This window comes from Anaerotruncus massiliensis (ex Togo et al. 2026), from assembly GCF_900199635.1.
Lineage (GTDB): Bacteria > Bacillota > Clostridia > Oscillospirales > Ruminococcaceae > Anaerotruncus > Anaerotruncus massiliensis.
Genome location: NZ_LT962687.1, coordinates 268,160 through 283,737 on the forward strand (window position 1 = coordinate 268,160; position 15,578 = coordinate 283,737).

Sequence of the window (15,578 nt, forward strand, 5' to 3'; positions counted from 1 at the left end):
AGACGTTTTTTCTTAGTGTCTGCGGGGGAGGCTTTTTTATGCGGTTTTTTAACGCAGGACGAGGATCGCCGCGCCGTAGGGGGGCAGCAGGCCGTCGGCGCCGAGGCTGCCGTAGAGGACCGCCGCGTCCTTGAACTCCATCGGGAGGACGGCCGGCTGCTCCGAGGGGGTGCGGTTGACGGCGACGTAGTAGCTTTCGCCGCCGCAGTCGCGCAGGAAGGAGACGACCTCGGGGGTGAAGGAGACGGCGCTGAAGCTGCCGGAGGAGAGCGCCGGGCATCCCGACCGGATCGCGCCGAGGGTGCGGAAGAACTGGATGAGCTCGGGGTCCTCGCGGCCCCACGGGTAGCAGGTGCGGTTGAAGGGGTCCTTGTAGCCGTAGAGGCCGGCCTCGTCGCCGTAATAGAGGCAGGGCACGCCGGGCAGCATGTACTGGATGACCGACGCGAGCATGAAGAGCTTTTTGCCGAGCGCGTATTTTTCCGGGCTCAGCGTGTTGTTGTGCGCCTGCCAGTCGCGCCCGCCCGAGATCGGCTCGCCCGCCAGCGCGGTGATCGCCCGCTCGATGTCGTGGGTGGACAGGGAGTTCATCAGCACGTCGAGCACCGGCTTGGGGTAGTGCTCGAGGATGGAGAGCAGGGTGGAGTAGAGGCGGTTGCAGTCGCCGTGGCGGACGTAGGCGATGATCGCGTCGCGGAAGGGGTAGTTCATGACCGAGTCGAGCTGCCCGCCGAGGAAATAGCGCCGGCGGATGCCGTAGGCGACCTTGGTGGAGGCGTCCTCCCACACCTCGCCGATGACGGCGGCGTCGGGGTCGGCGCCCTTGACGCAGGCGGCGACCCGGTCGAGGAACTCGTCGGGCAGTTCGTCCGCCACGTCGAGCCGCCAGCCCGAGATGCCGTCCGCAAGCCATTTGCGCAGCACCCCGTTTTCGCCGCAGATGAACTCGCCGTAGGAGGGGTCGCGCTCGTTCAGGTTGGGCAGCTCCTGGAACCCCCACCAGCTCTGGTAGCCGTTGGGGTAGTTGGTGAACTCATACCAGCTCCGGTAGGGGCTCTGGGGGTCGTTGTAGGCCCCGCCGTTCCCGTAGCGGCGCTTTTTGTTGAAGTAGACGCTGTCCGCGCCAGTGTGGTTGAAGACGCCGTCGAGGATGACGCGGATGCCGAGCGCCTTCGCGCGGGCGCACAGCTCCCGGAGGTCCTCCTCGGTGCCGAGCAGCGGGTCGATCCGGAGGAAATCCGCGGTGTTGTAGCGGTGGTTGGAGTGCGCCTCGAAGATGGGGTTCAGGTAGATCGTGCCCACCCCCATGCTTTTGAGGTAGGTCAGCTTCTGGGTGATGCCCCGCAGGTCGCCGCCGAAGTAGTCGGAGTTGGTCACCTCGCCGTTACGGTCGGGCAGGTATTCGGGCAACTCGTACCAGTCGCGGTGGAGCCGCCGGTCGGAGGGCACGCCGCTCTTGGCCCCGCCCGACGCGCAGAAGCGGTCGGGGAAGATCTGGTAGAGGATGCCGTTCTTCATGAATTCGGGCGCGCGCATCGCCTTGTCGTAGACGGTGAGCTGCCACATCTCCCCGCCCTGCGGCAGCAGCACGCCGAAGCCGTCCTGGTCGCGGGCGATGCGCATCTTTCCGTTGACCCCGGCGACCTCGAAGAGGTAGAAATAGAGCTGCGGGTCGGGGGAATAGAAGATGCAGGTGTAGGAGCAGCTCACCCCGTCGCTCGCCTCGTAGTGCATGGGGATGCGCTCGGGGGAATCCCAGCGGTCCGCCTTGTAGACGAGCAGCGCGGGCTCGCGCAGCTGGTAGGAGATCGGCAGGAAGACGCGGAAGGTGACGACGTCGTCCGTGGGGACCGCCCCGAAGGGGGTTTTGCAGCGGTCGTCGCGGCTGTCGAAGAGAAAGGTACTCACGAGATCAACTCCGATACAGATTGAATCAGGCTGCCAAAAAATTTTTGACAGCCTGACCGGATGACATGGAAAGCGGGGGCGCGGAAGGCGCTCAGAGCGACCAGATGTCGTGCGCGTACTCCTCGATCGCGCGGTCGGCGCAGAAATAGCCGGACGCCGCGATGTTGTGGAGCGACATCTCCTGCCACCTGGCGGTATCCTGGTAGAGGCGGGAGGCCTCCTGCTGGATGCCGCAGTAGGCGTCGAAGTCGGCGAGCACCATGTAGGGGTCGTCGTAGCGCAGGGAGTTGGCGATGGTGGGGAACTGCTGGCCCGCCAGCCCGGAGGCGAGCAGGTCGATCGCGCGGCGCAGGCGCTGGTCGCGGTTGTAGTACTCGGCGGGGTTGTAGCCGGCGGCCTTGAGGTCGGCGGCGCGCTCGGCGGTCATGCCGAAGATGAGGATGTTGTCCTTGCCGACCCGTTCGCCGATCTCGACGTTCGCGCCGTCGAGGGTGCCGAGGGTAATCGCGCCGTTGAGCATGAGCTTCATGTTGCCGGTGCCGCTCGCCTCGGTGCCGGCGAGGGAGATCTGCTCGGAGATCTCCGAGGCGGGCATGAGCAGCTCGGAGATGGTGACGCTGTAGTTTTCGAGGAAGACGATGCGCAGCTTGCCGCGCACCGCGGGGTCCGCCTCGATCACGTCGCGCAGGGTGCAGATGAACTTGATGATCTGCTTGGCGAGGAAGTAGCCGGGGGCCGCCTTGGCGCCGAAGATGTAGGTCTTGGGCAGGAAGGGGGCGTTCGGGTGGTCCTTGAGCCAGAAGTACTCGTTCAGGATGTGCAGCGCGTTCAGGTGCTGCCGCTTATACTCGTGCAGGCGCTTGACCTGCACGTCGAAGACCGAGTCGGGGTCGAGCGCGACGCCGGAGGTCTCGAGCACGTATTTGGAGAGCCGCTCCTTGTTCTCCCGCTTGACGGCGGCGAGCCGTTCGAGCACCGCCTTGTCGGTGGAAAACTTGTCGAAGCGTTTCAGGTGGGACATGTCGGTAAGCCAGCTGTCGCCGATCGTGTCGCAGAGGAGCTTTGTGAGCCCGGGGTTGGACTGGTAGAGCCAGCGCCGGGAGGCGATGCCGTTGGTGACGTTCTTGAACTTGTAGGGGGTGAGGTGGTAATAGTCGCGGAAGACGCTGTCCCGGAGGATCTGGGAGTGCAGCTTGGAGACGCCGTTGACGCTGTGGGAGGCGATGACGGCGAGGTTGGCCATGCGCACCTGGAAGTCGTAGACCACCCGCATGCGGTCGATGTCGTAGGGGTCGTAGTGGTAGACGTCGCGCAGCTCGGCGCAGAAGCGGCGGTCGATCTCCTGGACGATCTGGTAGATGCGGGGCAGCAGGTTGCGGAAGATGTCCTCGTTCCACTTTTCGAGCGCCTCGGCCATGACGGTGTGGTTGGTGTAGGCGAAGGTGCGCACAACGATGTCCCAGGCGCGCTCCCACTCGTAGCCGCAGTCGTCGAGCAGCACCCGCATCAGCTCGGGGATGGCGAGGGCGGGGTGGGTGTCGTTGATCTGGATGGCGTTCTTTTCGCCGAAGTTGTCGAGCGTGCCGTAGAGGGAGAGGTGCCGGCGCACGATGTCGGAGATCGAGGCGGCGGTGAGGAAATACTGCTGCTTGAGGCGCAGCATCTTGCCCTCGGCGTGGTTGTCGTTGGGGTAGAGCACCTTGGAGATCGCCTCGGAGGCGGAAGCGGCGCCCATCGAGTTGACGTAGTCGCCGCGGTTGAAGGCCTCCATGTCGAAGCCGGGGCTCTGCGCCTTCCACAGGCGCAGCACCGCGATGCCCTCACTCTGGAAGCCGGTGACGTACATGTCGTGGGGGACGGCGTAGACGGTCTGGTAGTCGACGTGGTTGACCCAGTGGTGGCCGCCTTCCCAGCCCTCCTCGATGCGCCCGCCGAACTTGATCGGCACGGTGCGGTCGGGCTTCTTCTTGAGCCAGACGCTGCCGCCCGGCAGCCAGTAATCGGGCGTCTCGGTCTGCCAGCCGTCGATGATCCGCTGCTTGAAGATGCCGTACTCGTAGAGGATCGAGTAGCCCATGGCGGGCAGGTTCTCGGTGGCCATCGCGTCGAGGTAGCAGGCGGCGAGGCGGCCCAGGCCGCCGTTGCCGAGGCCCGCGTCCGGCTCGAGCGCGTACATCTTTTCGATGTCGACCTCCAGCTCCTCGAGGGCGGCGGTCATCGCGTCCTGGATGCCGAGGTTGTAGAGGCTGTTCTTGAGGGAGCGGCCCATCAAAAACTCCATGCAGAGATAATAGACCTTCTTCTCCGCGCGGGCGTTGTTGTGAGCGTTGAAGATCTTGTACTTTTCGCTGAGGATCTCGCGGGTGACGCGGCAGAGCGCCTCGTAATAGACCTCGTCGGAGGCGTGCTCCGGCTCGATGAGCATGTCGCTCTTGAAGGTGTCCAGGAGGAGGTCCTTGAGGACCTCCTTGGTGTAGTGCTTGCTGATGTTCATGATACCCTCCTAATACTCGGTGCGGCAGGTGCGGGCCGGCCTTTTATGCGGCAATCAGGCGGCGCGGCAGCGCTTTGACGCGCTGGCGCTTTACCCTTGTATAAAACTGGATAATTACACTTCATTATACCCTAAAACGCCGCGCCATGCAAGCGATGGGGCGTAAAAACGCGGGATTCGGCAAAAACCTCCAGAAAGGGGTGGAAAAACCAAAGAAACTCGGAAAATTTGTACGGGCTCTTTATTCGCGGCGGGAAATGCGATATAATATGAAAGATAACAGCAAGTATGGGAGGTTATCGGACCATGAATACCATCAACCGCGTCAGGATTACGATCAACGGCGTGCACTATACGATCTCCACGTCGGAACCGGAAGAATACGTGCTCGGACTCGCGCAGGAGCTGGACGAGCAGATCAAGGGGATTCTGGAGAAGAACCCGAGCATCTCCTTCAACGACGTGATGGTGCTCTGCGCCATCAACTATATCGACGCCTACAAGCGCAGCGAGGAGAACGCCGACCGCATGCGCACCCAGATTTCGGAGTACCTCGAGGACGCCGCCAAGGCGCGCATCGAGCTCGACGAGGTCAAGCGGGAGAACGCCCACCTGCGCCGCCAGCTCGACGGGCAGGAGATGAAGGGCCAGACCAAGCTGGACGTGAAATGAGCCGCCTGCCGGAGGTGCTCGCGCCCGCCGGGAACCCGGCGGCGCTTGAAGCGGCCGTCCTCTGCGGGGCGGACGCGGTCTATCTCGGCGCCGGGGCGTTCAACGCCCGCCGCGGCGCCGAAAATTTTACCCTGGAGCATCTGGCGGACACCGTCCGCCGCTGCCACATCCGGGGCGTCAGGGTCTACCTGACGCTCAATATCGTCGTACGCGAGGATGAAATCCCACAATTTTTGGCCGACGCCGAAGCCGCCTGCGCGGCGGGGGTCGACGCGGTCATCGTGCAGGACGCGGGCGCGGCGGCGCTGCTGCGCAGGTGCGCCCCGTCGCTTCGGCTGCACGGCTCCACCCAGATGGTGGTGCACAACGCCGAGGGGGCCAAAATGCTCGAGGAGATGGGCTTTTCCCGCGTCGTGCTGGCCCGCGAGTGCTCGAAAGAGGAGATCAGGGAGATCATCCGCTCGACCTCCCTCGAGGTGGAGACCTTTGTGCACGGCGCGCTGTGCATGTCGGTGTCCGGCCAGTGCTATATGAGCGCGGTGCTCGGCCAGCGCAGCGGCAACCGCGGCCTCTGCGCCCAGCCCTGCCGTCTGCCCTGCAAGGCGGGGAACAGCGAACACGCCCTCTCCTTAAAGGATATGAGCATCATCGGGCGGGCGGGGGAGCTTCGGGAGCTCGGCGTGTCCGCCCTCAAGATCGAGGGGCGGATGAAGCGCCCCGAATATGTCGCGGCCGCAGTCACCGCCTGCCGCAAGGCGCTGGCGGGGGAACCGGTCGACTTGGAAACGCTACAATCCGTATTTTCGCGCAGTGGATTTACAGATGGTTATTTCGAGGGGCGCCTCGGCGCGGAGATGTTCGGCATCCGCCAGAAGGAGGACGTCACCGCGGCGGCGGGGGTGCTCGGCGGGCTGGAGACCCTCTACACCGACCCGCGCAAGCAGGTGCAGAAGGTGGAGGCGGATTTCCGCTTCACGATGAAGGCGGGGGAGCCCGCGCGTCTCGTCGTGACCGACGGGGACGGCAACATTTCCGAAGCCGCGGGGGAGATCCCCCAGGCGGCGGTCAACCGCCCCACCGATCCGGAGCGCGCGGCGGCGAGCCTCTCCAAGACGGGCGGGACCCCTTACCATGTCCGAAGCGTCTCCTGCGAGATCGGGGAAGGGCTGATGCTGCCCGCCTCGGCGGTCAACGCCCTGCGCCGCGAGGCGCTCGGAAAGCTCGACGGGCTGCGCGGAAAAACCCGCGCCATCCCCTTCGACCGCGCAAGGGCGGGCGCGCCGCGCGGACACGCACCCGCGCCGCTCCCGGCGCTGCGGGTGCGCGCCTACAGCGCGCGGCAGCTTTCGCCCGAACTGCTCGAGGGGGCGGAGCTCGTCACGCTGCCGGTGCCCGAGCTTGTGAAGCTCTGTGAAAACGGCGCGCCCGCGTATGCGGACAAGCTGTGCGCCGGGCTGCCGCGCATCCTCTTTTCGGGAGGGGAGGCGCTGGAAAAGCAGCTCTCGCTGCTGCGGGAGAGGGGAATCCGCCACGCGGCCGTGGGAAACCCCGGCGCGGTAAAAATCGCCGGGGCGGCGGGCTTTATGCTGCACGGGGAACCGTTTTTCAACGCGATGAACTCCTACGCGGCCGAAACGCTCGCCGGCTGGGGGCTTTGCGACCTGCTGCTCTCCTTCGAGGCGACGCTCGACATGGCGAAAAGGATTCAATCCCCCGTTCCGCTCGGGCTGACCGCCTACGGGCGTCTGCCCCTCATGACGGTGCGCAACTGCCCGGTGAAGTCGTTCGTGGGCTGTGCGCGTTGTAAGAAGGGGGAGAACTTCCTGACCGACCGCCGGGGGGAGATTCTCTATACGAGCTGCGCCTACGGGTGCAGTGAAATCCTCAATCCCGTCCCGCTCTTCATGGGGGACCGGCTTCCGGAGCTGCGCGGCCTCGATTTTGTCGAGCTGCGGTTTTCCACCGAGAGCCCGGAGGAGTGCGGGAAACTGTTTGAAACCTACCGCTCCGGCGGGGAATTCCATGGGAAATTCACGCGGGGGCTGCTCTACAAGACGGTACTATAGGAGGACTGCCATATGCTGAAACTCAAACGCCTGCGCCCGTCGGCGCGGATCCCCGCGAACGCCACGCCGGGCAGCGCGGGGTACGACCTCTGCGCCGACCTCGACTCCCCGGTGACGATCCCCGCCCGCCGGACGGTCAAGATCCCGACCGGCCTGGCCATGGCGATCGAGCCGGGCTACGCGGGCTTTGTCTTCGCGCGCAGCGGGCTGGGCATCAAACACGGCATCGTGCCCGCCAACTGCGTCGGCGTGATCGACAGCGACTACCGGGGCGAGGTGATCGTGGGGCTTTATAACCACACCGACGAGCCTTTCGTCGTCGAACCGGGCGACCGCATCGCCCAGCTCGTGCTGCTGCCGGTGCATATCCCCGAGATCGAGGAGTGCGACGAGCTCGGCGAGACCTCGCGCGGCGAAGGCGGGTTCGGGTCCACCGGCAGGTAGACTTTTTTGCCGCTTCCCGGCGGGGCTTCTTCTTAGGACTTGCCGCTCGGCGAGCGGCGGAGTTTGTCGGTAGTCGACCGACAGCGAGTTCCTTTCTTGCTTGCCCAAGAAAGGAACCAACGAAGGGCACGAGGGGCTTAGGCGGCCTGCCCGGGCTGCGCCCGGAGCGCGCTACGCGCGACGGCCGATCTCCGGCCTAAGAGCCGCCTTCGGCGGTTGGCCTCCGAAACGCGGTCTGCGGACCGCAGTCGCGGGCGCTCCGCCCCGCGGCCCCGGCTTGAGTCCGCTGCGCGGACCCGGCCCTGCGGGCCGGATTCTCTATAAGGATGGCCTGCGGCCAAATCCCTGCGACCCCAGCGCCGCCTCCGGTTGGCCTTCAGCCAAAGTCGGCGGCGCCCTGTCACGGATCAATTGGCGGGTGTTCAGCATCCCGCCTGGCGCCGCGCCGCGGGCGCAATGCCTCTGCCCGAGAGTCTCCGGAGCAGTACCGAAAGTGCATTCGTGGAGGCACGTCCGCTTTTGCATGGCGCGCAGCGCCCACGGGGAGGCGGAAAACCGCGCAGCTTCGCCGCGCACGCGCGCAGAGCGCACGAACGCCCGGAACGGGCGTTGTTTTCCGCCGTGTGGATTTTGGCGAGCTATCCGGCCTCAGTCGTTGGGAGCACCCGCAACCTGAGTTGTGCCTACAGCTAGTGTACCCGTGGGGTGTGACGGTAATCTGCGGGTTATGGCAAGGTACTCCAGGGGATACCTAAGGGGGCGGTGGAGCCCCCTTAGGCGGACTTTTGGTTCCTTTTCGTCCGCCGAAAAGGAATCCGTGGCGCGCGGCGGAACGCGCTCGTGATTCTTGCCGCTTGGAAAGCGGCAATTCCCGTGAAAGCCCCGCCGGGCGCAGCGCGGCAAATCGAAAACCGCCGCCGCAGACGGCACATCTGAAGCGCCCCGAAGGGGCGCGAAAAAACCCTCCGACCCTCGGTCGGAAAACCCAGGGAGAGCCCCAGCCGCCAGCGGGCGGCAGCTCCCGCGAAAGCTGCGCCGCTCTCCGAGCGGCGAATCAAGGAAGTGACAGCATGAAAAAGACGGCTCTCGGCGCGTTCTGGCTGGTGGCGGCGCTGGTGGTCGGCGCGCTGATCGCGGCGGCAACCGAGCAGATTCCCTTTTTGTCCTGGCTGGCGTTCGGCAGGAGCATCGGGCTGCCGGTCGAAAACCCGATGGTGCTCGACCTGTCGGTGATCAAGATCGCCTTCGGGTTTGAGATCGGTGTGACGGTCGCGCACATCCTCTGCTTTATCGGCGCGCTCTTCGGCTACAAATACACGGTGAAAAGGATGCATCTTGATGACGGACGGCAAAGACATGATCGGCATGGAAAACACGGCGGGGAAGGGCTTCCCGGAGAATCCGGGCGCTGAAATCGTCCTCGCCTCCCAGTCCCCACGGCGTCAGGAGCTGCTGGGGTTCCTCTTCCCGCGCTTTACGGTGCGGGTGTCCGAGGCGGACGAGACGCTCCCTAAGGGCATCGCGCCCGACGAGGCGGTCCGGACGCTTGCGCTGCGCAAGGCGCGCGCGGTGGCGCCGGAGGCGCCCGGCGCGCTTGTGATCGGCGCGGACACCGTCGTGGCGATCGACGGGCTCATCCTCGGCAAGCCGCGGGACGCGGCGGACGCAGCGGGGATGCTCCGGCGGCTGTCGGGGCGGACGCACCAGGTCTATACGGGGGTCGCGCTGCTCGGCGGCGGGCGGGAGGAGTGCTTCCACGAGTGCACCGGCGTGACCTTCGCGCCGCTGACCGACGGGGAGATCGCGTGGTACCTTTCGACGGGGGAACCCTTCGACAAGGCGGGCTCCTACGGCATTCAGGGCTACGGCGCGCGGTTCATCGAACGGATCTCGGGGGATTACTTCACCGTGATGGGCCTGCCGCTTCATGGGATCTATACAAGGATTGGCAGGTTTTACAAATCATTCGGCGCAAAATTACCGAATTATTAACAAACTAGCTGTTGTGCAACCCGGCCCCGCAAGGTATAATAGAACCTGTTAAAACGCGCTTTTGCGACACATTTCGATTCATCGTGCGGGTTTTCCGTAACAATACAAGGGGGACGTATCCATATGTTTTCAAAGGACATCGGCATTGACCTGGGCACCGCCAACACCCTCATCTTTATGAAGGGCAAGGGCATCATCATGCGCGAACCGTCGGTTGTGGCGGTCGACACCCGCAACGACACCGTCCGCTATGTCGGGCAGGATGCCAAAGAGGTCATCGGACGCACCCCCGGCAGCATCGTCGCGGTGCGCCCGCTCAAGGACGGGGTCATCGCCGATTTCGACATCACCGCATCCATGCTCCAGATCTTCATCCGCAAGGTGTGCAACAACTCGGTGCTCGCGCGTCCCCGCATCATCATCTGCATCCCGTCCGGCGTCACCGAGGTCGAGCGCCGCGCGGTGCGCGAGGCGGCCTTCAAGGCGGGCGCCAAGCACGTCTCGATCATCGAGGAGCCGATGGCTGCGGCCATCGGCGCGGGCCTGCCCGTCGCCGAGGCGACCGGCAGCATGGTCGTCGACATCGGCGGCGGCACCAGCGAGGTCGCGGTGATCTCGCTGGGCGGCATCGTCGCGTCCCGTTCGGTCCGCGTCGGCGGCGACGAGCTGGACAACTCGATCATCCAGTACATCAAGCGCAAATACAACCTCCTCATCGGCGAACGCACCGCCGAGGACATCAAGATCAACATCGGCTCGGCCTTCCCGCTCGAGGAGGAGGCCACGATGGACATCAAGGGCCGCGACCTGATGGACGGCCTGCCCAAGAACATCCAGATCACCTCGGAGGAGATCCGCGAGGCGCTGGCAGACCCCCTGTCGATGGTGCTCGACGCGATCCGCACCACGCTGGAGAAGACCCCGCCCGAGCTGTCGGCCGACATCATCGACCACGGCATCACCCTGACGGGCGGCGGCGCGCTGCTGCGCGGGCTCGACCAGCTGATCGAAAAGGAGACGGGCATGCCGGTCCATATCGCGGAGAGCCCGCTCGACTGCGTGGCGATGGGCACCGGGCGCGTGCTCGACGACATCGACAGGCTGCGCGACCTGCTCGCGGACGACGCGAAATCCTACTAAGCGCGGCAGGGAAAGGAATCTGCATTGGGAGACTTCTTCAAAAGCAAGCGGTTCAAGATATTGCTCGTCGTGCTGGTGCTGCTGCTGGCGTTCATGCTGCAGGCGGCATGGACGGGCGGATTCTCCCCGGCCATCTCGCAGGCGGCCGGGGTTGTCGTCACGCCCTTGCAGAAGCTCTCCTCCAGCATTTCCGGCGCGGTGAGCGGCTATTTCCGGCGGTATGTCCGCGCCGACGAGATCGCCGCCGAAAACGAGGCGCTGCGCGCCGAGATCGACGAGCTGCGCCGCCAGGCGGTCAACTACGAGGAGTATAAGCACGAAAACGAGGAGCTGCGCAAGTACCTCGACGTCGAGTTCCGGGAGGAGCACCCCGACTTTGAGGTCGAGCTGGCGTCGGTGGTCGCGCGCGACCCGGACGACCGCTTCTACTCCTTTACGATCGACCGCGGTTCCCTCAGCGGCATCGAGCCGCTCGACCCGGTGGTCACCGCCGACGGGCTGGTCGGCGTGGTGCGCGAGGTGGGGGTCAACTACTCCAAGGTGGTCACCATCCTCGACGTGTGGATCGACGTGGGCGCGCGCGACGTGCGCACCCGCGACATCGGCATCGTCACCGGCTCGGTCGACCTCGCGGCGGACGGGAAGTGCCGCCTCAACTACCTGCCCCGCGAGAGCGGGGCCGCGCCGGGGGACATCGTCGTGACCTCCGGCATCGGGGACAGCCTCTACCCGCAGGGGCTGCTGATCGGCAAGATCACCCGCATCGACAACGCGCCGGGCGACATCTCCCTCTTCGCGGAGATCGAGCCGTTCGCCGACGTCCGCCGCCTGACTGACGTGATGGTCATCAAGTCGTTCGAGGGGCAGGGAGGCGCGGAATGAACAATAAAAAGTGGTTCCGCACGGCCAAATTTGCGACTTATATCGTGGTGATGGTGCTGCTCTACATCCTGCAGACCACCCCCGGCTTTCTGACGGTGTTCGGCGTAAAGCCGAACTTTGTCATTCCTGCGGCCGTTTGCGTCGCCATGCACGAGGGGGAGTTCACCGGGGCGTTCTACGGCGTGCTCGCGGGGGTCCTCTGCGATTTGGGCGGCTTCGCGCTCGCCGGCTTCAACGCGATGATCCTGCTGGCCGCCTGCACGGCCGTGGGGCTGCTGGTCATCTACCTGCTGCGCCCCGGCGTCATCAACTTTGTTCTGCTGCTTTCCGCCGTGATGCTCGCGCGCGGGCTGCTGGACTTTCTGCTCAACTACGTCATGTGGGGCTACGACCACGTGTGGATGGTGTTCGTCTACGACGTCCTGCCCGGCGTCATCTATACCGTGGCCGTGTCGCCGCTGGTCTATTACCTGTACACCGCGGTCCACGCCTGGTTTGAAGGGCGTATGGAGGCCTGACCCCGCGTCCCAAGGGAGAATCGGATGAAAACAACCGCTAAAAACCGGATGATCATCATGACGGTGGTGCTGATTGTGGTGCTGCTGCTCTATTCGCTGCGCCTCATGCAGCTCCAGGTGGTCGAGGGGGAGTCGCTCGCCGCCCAGATGGAGCGGGTCCGCACGACCGAGCAGGTGATCAAGGCGGCGCGCGGGGAGATCCTCGACCGCAACGGGCGGCCGCTCGCCGTCAACACGATCGGCCGCGACGTGGTGATCAACATGGCCTTCCTGGAGAAGGGGACCACCAACGAGGTGCTCCTGCGGCTGATCCGCATCATGGAGTCGGCGGACGAGGACTGGATCGACAACCTGCCGCTCACGGCGGAGGCGCCTTTCCGCTTCAAGCCGGGGGAGGCCTACGAGACGGAGATCGCCCGGCTCAAAAACGCGCTGGGCGTGGCCCAGTACGCGACGGCGGACGACGTGGTCTACCGCCTCAAGGAGAAATACGGCCTCTTCGAGCACGGGGACAAGGACGACCCCGTCCCCTACGCCGACGAGGAGTTCCGCAAGATCGCGGGGGTGCGCTACGAGATGGACCGGCGCGGGTTCTCAATGTCGGTGCCCTACACCTTCGCGACCGACATCAAGATTGAAACGGTCCCCAAGATCAAGGAGCGCAGCTTCGAGCTGCCGGGGGTGGACGTGGTGGAGAGCACCATCCGCCAGTATGTGAGCGGCACGGTGGCCCCCCACGTCATCGGCCAGACCGGCCCGCTCTACAAGGAGCAGTGGGACGCGGCCGGCAAGGTGCAGAACCCCGACGGCTCGGTGTCCGCCCAGATCGGCGAACGCACCTACAAGATGGACGACGTGATCGGCAAGTCGGGCGCGGAGCTCGCCTTTGAGTCGCAGCTCAAGGGGATCGACGGGACCCGGCGGATCACGATGAACTCGTCGGGCGACGTGATCGACGTGGTGGAGGAGAAGGAGCAGGTGCCGGGCAACACCGTCGTGCTCACCCTCGACTCCCAGCTCCAGAAGGTCGCGCAGGACTCGCTCGCGAGCAACATCCGGCGCCTTCAGGACACCAAGGAGGAGCGCAAGGGCAAGGAGGCGAGCGCGGGCGCGGTCGCCGTGATCCAGTGCAAGACGGGGGAGGCCCTCGCGCTGGCGACCTACCCCTCCTACGACCTGTCCGCCTACCAGCGGGATTACGACCAGATCGCGGCGGGGGAGAACCAGCCCCTCTTCAACCGCGCGCTCGACGCGGCCTACACCCCCGGCTCCTCCTTCAAGCCGGCGGTTGCGCTCGGCGCGCTTGCGTCGGGGACGATCACCCCGCGCACCCTCTACAACTGCACCTACGTCTACAACCGGTTTGCGCCGGAATACACCCCCCACTGCGAATCCGCCCACGGCAACGTCGACGTGGTGAACGCGATCCGCGGCTCCTGCAACATCTTCTTCTACGAGGCGGCCTACTACATGGGCATCGACACGCTCGACGAGTACGCCGCGCGGCTCGGGCTGGGGGTGCCGACCGGCATCGAGCTGCCCGAGAACATCGGGCAGGTGGCCTCGCCGGAGGTCAAGGCCGCCTCCCCCGCCTACGCGGACGACCCCCAGTGGCGTCCGGGCGACGTGATCCAGGCGGGCATCGGCCAGCAGTCGACGCTGCTTTCGCCGCTCCAGCTTGCCAACTACACCGCCACCCTCGGCAACAACGGCAAGCGCATGGAGGTGACGGTGCTCAAATCGGTCAAGTCCTACACCTTCGACGAGACGGTCTATGAGCACGAGCCCAAGGTCGTGGACGAGGTCGACGCGCCCGAGGCGTTCCAGACGGTGCGCGAGGGCATGGTCGCGGCCTCCCGGACGGGCACGGCCTGGGCGACCTTCGCGAACTACCCGATCACCGTCGCCTCCAAGACGGGCACCCCCGAACGGGGCGACGGGCTCTACAACTCGGTGTTCATCGCCTACGCGCCCGCCGAGGACCCCGAGATCGCGGTCGCGGTGGTCGTTGAAAAGGGCTGGGAGGGCTACCAGATCGCGCCGGTGGCGCGCGACGTCTTCGACGCGTACTTCTTTTCGCGGACCGGCGGGTCCTCGGCCAACTACGGGGAGCTGCTCCCCTGACAAAAGGGAGGAATCGGCATGGCACAGGTGGTCCTGGTGACCTCGGGGCGCGGCGGCGCGGGCAAATCGACTGTGTGCGCCTACCTGGGGGCGGCGCTGGCCGCATGCGGGAAAAAGGTGCTGCTGATCGAGGGCTCCCACCGTTCCCTCGACGTGCTGCTCGGCGCGCAGGACCGGGTGGTCTTCGACCTCGCCGACGCGCTCGAGCGGCGGTGCGAGCTCGGGGAGGCGATGGTGGACGCCTGCGGCGTCCGGCTGCTCTGCGCGCCGCTCGATTTGCAGCCGATCATCGACGGCGCGGCCTGCCGGGAGCTGCGGGCGGCGCTGGAGGAGCATTTCGACTTCATCCTGATCGAGGTGGACGGCGGCGACCGGGTGCGGCTGACGGCCTTCGCGGCCTGCGCCGACCGGGCGGTGATCGTCTCGGCGGCGGACGCGGTGTCCGCGCGCGCGGGGCGGATGGTGTCCGATTCGCTCGACGCGGCGGGCGTCGAGGATATCCGGCTGTGCGTCAACCTGCTCACGCGCGACTTTGTGAAGCTGCGCCCCATCCCCGACCTCGACTGGCTGATCGACCAGGTCTGCGCGCAGCTCATCGCGGTGCTCCCGTTCGACGAGGGGCTTGTCACTCCGGTGGCTATCGGTCAAAACATCAATTTGTCGAATGTATCCAAAATAATATTTGATAATTTTGCACAAAGGATTTTAGGGAACTATATTGATTTACTGGTCCAATAGGTGGTATAATGTATCTTGATGGTTTAGACTGTCAGAAATTGGATTTCGCCCGGCCAAACAGACAGAAAGAAGGGCGGCCCGTTTACAGAGAAGAGAGAACGAAACTGACGAGGGGCTTGGAGGAACGCCAATGAACATCGCCTTGATCGCACACGACTCCAAAAAGGAACTGATGGTCCAGTTCTGTATCGCCTACTGCGGCGTCTTCAGCCGCCACAATATCTGCGCGACCGGCACGACCGGAAAGCTCGTCGCCGAGGCGACCGGGCTGGAGGTCTTCCGCTTTCTGGGCGGTTCGCAGGGCGGCGACCAGCAGATCGCGGCGCGCATCGCCTGCAACGAGATCGACCTGCTGCTCTTTTTCCGCGATCCGATCCGCGCGAAGCCCAGCGAGCCCGACGAGGCGGGGCTTCTGCGTTTGTGCGACGTGCACAATATTCCCGTTGCGACCAACATCGCCACCGCCGAGGCGCTCATCCACGCGCTCGAGCGCGGCGACCTCGACTGGCGCAATATCGTCAATCCCCCCAAGCGGTAGAACCGCCATACCGTTACAGGCGCTGATGCGGGAGGAGTAACCGCGGATGGACGGACAGAGAG

At 65.2% G+C, this 15,578-nt stretch carries 13 protein-coding genes; 11 read left to right on the forward strand and 2 right to left on the reverse strand.

Going from position 1 to position 15,578, the window contains the following annotated elements:
* Nucleotides 1–48: 48 nt before the first annotated feature.
* Both C1A13_RS01805 and C1A13_RS01810 read right to left on the reverse strand, forming a co-directional pair.
* Nucleotides 49–1,908 carry an alpha-amylase family glycosyl hydrolase gene (locus tag C1A13_RS01805; RefSeq protein WP_101548605.1) on the reverse strand — a complete coding sequence of 620 codons (1,860 nt, stop codon included), beginning with the start codon at nt 1,906–1,908 and terminating at the stop codon, nt 49–51.
* 91 nt (nt 1,909–1,999) lie between these two features.
* Complete coding sequence (locus C1A13_RS01810; protein ID WP_101548607.1) at nt 2,000–4,402, reverse strand: glycogen/starch/alpha-glucan phosphorylase; 2,403 nt, start codon at nt 4,400–4,402, stop codon at nt 2,000–2,002.
* Nucleotides 4,403–4,708: 306 nt separating this feature from the next.
* Here C1A13_RS01810 and C1A13_RS01815 point away from each other — a divergent pair, with 306 nt between their 5' ends.
* The 11 genes from C1A13_RS01815 to mgsA all read left to right on the forward strand — a co-directional run bounded on the left by C1A13_RS01815 (nt 4,709) and on the right by mgsA (nt 15,516).
* A complete protein-coding gene (locus C1A13_RS01815; protein ID WP_158595720.1) occupies nt 4,709–5,074 on the forward strand; it encodes a cell division protein ZapA in 366 nt (121 codons plus the stop codon).
* Nucleotides 5,071–7,140 carry a peptidase U32 family protein gene (locus C1A13_RS01820; protein WP_101548611.1) on the forward strand — a complete coding sequence of 690 codons (2,070 nt, stop codon included), beginning with the start codon at nt 5,071–5,073 and terminating at the stop codon, nt 7,138–7,140. Before C1A13_RS01815 ends, C1A13_RS01820 begins: the two co-directional genes overlap by 4 nt.
* A gap of 12 nt (nt 7,141–7,152) precedes the next feature.
* Nucleotides 7,153–7,584, forward strand: a complete 432-nt coding sequence (gene dut / locus C1A13_RS01825; RefSeq protein WP_101548613.1) for a dUTP diphosphatase — start codon at nt 7,153–7,155, stop codon at nt 7,582–7,584.
* 1,070 nt (nt 7,585–8,654) lie between these two features.
* Nucleotides 8,655–8,996 (forward strand): DUF4321 domain-containing protein, encoded by a 342-nt coding sequence (locus tag C1A13_RS01830; protein WP_101548615.1) that lies wholly within the window; start codon nt 8,655–8,657, stop codon nt 8,994–8,996.
* On the forward strand, nt 8,923–9,576 hold the full coding sequence (locus tag C1A13_RS01835; RefSeq protein ID WP_347295240.1) for a Maf family protein: 654 nt from the start codon (nt 8,923–8,925) through the stop codon (nt 9,574–9,576). The genes C1A13_RS01830 and C1A13_RS01835 overlap by 74 nt, the downstream gene beginning before the upstream one ends.
* A gap of 123 nt (nt 9,577–9,699) precedes the next feature.
* Nucleotides 9,700–10,716, forward strand: coding sequence for a rod shape-determining protein (locus C1A13_RS01840; protein ID WP_101548617.1), 1,017 nt, complete (start codon nt 9,700–9,702; stop codon nt 10,714–10,716).
* Between the two features lie 24 nt (nt 10,717–10,740).
* Complete coding sequence (gene mreC / locus C1A13_RS01845) at nt 10,741–11,598, forward strand: rod shape-determining protein MreC (RefSeq protein WP_101548619.1); 858 nt, start codon at nt 10,741–10,743, stop codon at nt 11,596–11,598.
* The gene (locus tag C1A13_RS01850) at nt 11,595–12,116 is read left to right on the forward strand and encodes a hypothetical protein (protein WP_101548621.1); all 522 of its coding nucleotides are present in this window, start codon (nt 11,595–11,597) and stop codon (nt 12,114–12,116) included. The genes mreC and C1A13_RS01850 overlap by 4 nt, the downstream gene beginning before the upstream one ends.
* Before the next feature lie 24 nt (nt 12,117–12,140).
* On the forward strand, nt 12,141–14,240 hold the full coding sequence (locus C1A13_RS01855; protein WP_101548623.1) for a penicillin-binding transpeptidase domain-containing protein: 2,100 nt from the start codon (nt 12,141–12,143) through the stop codon (nt 14,238–14,240).
* An 18-nt stretch (nt 14,241–14,258) separates the two neighbouring features.
* Nucleotides 14,259–14,978 carry a division plane positioning ATPase MipZ gene (locus tag C1A13_RS01860; protein WP_101548625.1) on the forward strand — a complete coding sequence of 240 codons (720 nt, stop codon included), beginning with the start codon at nt 14,259–14,261 and terminating at the stop codon, nt 14,976–14,978.
* 130 nt (nt 14,979–15,108) lie between these two features.
* Entirely contained in the window at nt 15,109–15,516 is a 408-nt protein-coding gene (mgsA, locus tag C1A13_RS01865; RefSeq protein ID WP_101548628.1) for a methylglyoxal synthase, read from the forward strand.
* Nucleotides 15,517–15,578 lie beyond the last annotated feature (62 nt).

What these genes read in the sequence shown, in the direction of transcription:
- C1A13_RS01810 (WP_101548607.1), bottom strand. Translation starts at nt 4,402, where the DNA reads ATGAACATCAGCAAGCACTACACCAAGGAGGTCCTCAAGGACCTCCTC.
- C1A13_RS01815 (WP_158595720.1), top strand. Translation starts at nt 4,709, where the DNA reads ATGAATACCATCAACCGCGTCAGGATTACGATCAACGGCGTGCACTAT.
- C1A13_RS01820 (WP_101548611.1), top strand. Translation starts at nt 5,071, where the DNA reads ATGAGCCGCCTGCCGGAGGTGCTCGCGCCCGCCGGGAACCCGGCGGCG.
- dut (WP_101548613.1), top strand. Translation starts at nt 7,153, where the DNA reads ATGCTGAAACTCAAACGCCTGCGCCCGTCGGCGCGGATCCCCGCGAAC.
- C1A13_RS01830 (WP_101548615.1), top strand. Translation starts at nt 8,655, where the DNA reads ATGAAAAAGACGGCTCTCGGCGCGTTCTGGCTGGTGGCGGCGCTGGTG.
- C1A13_RS01835 (WP_347295240.1), top strand. Translation starts at nt 8,923, where the DNA reads ATGACGGACGGCAAAGACATGATCGGCATGGAAAACACGGCGGGGAAG.
- C1A13_RS01840 (WP_101548617.1), top strand. Translation starts at nt 9,700, where the DNA reads ATGTTTTCAAAGGACATCGGCATTGACCTGGGCACCGCCAACACCCTC.
- C1A13_RS01850 (WP_101548621.1), top strand. Translation starts at nt 11,595, where the DNA reads ATGAACAATAAAAAGTGGTTCCGCACGGCCAAATTTGCGACTTATATC.
- C1A13_RS01855 (WP_101548623.1), top strand. Translation starts at nt 12,141, where the DNA reads ATGAAAACAACCGCTAAAAACCGGATGATCATCATGACGGTGGTGCTG.
- C1A13_RS01860 (WP_101548625.1), top strand. Translation starts at nt 14,259, where the DNA reads ATGGCACAGGTGGTCCTGGTGACCTCGGGGCGCGGCGGCGCGGGCAAA.
- mgsA (WP_101548628.1), top strand. Translation starts at nt 15,109, where the DNA reads ATGAACATCGCCTTGATCGCACACGACTCCAAAAAGGAACTGATGGTC.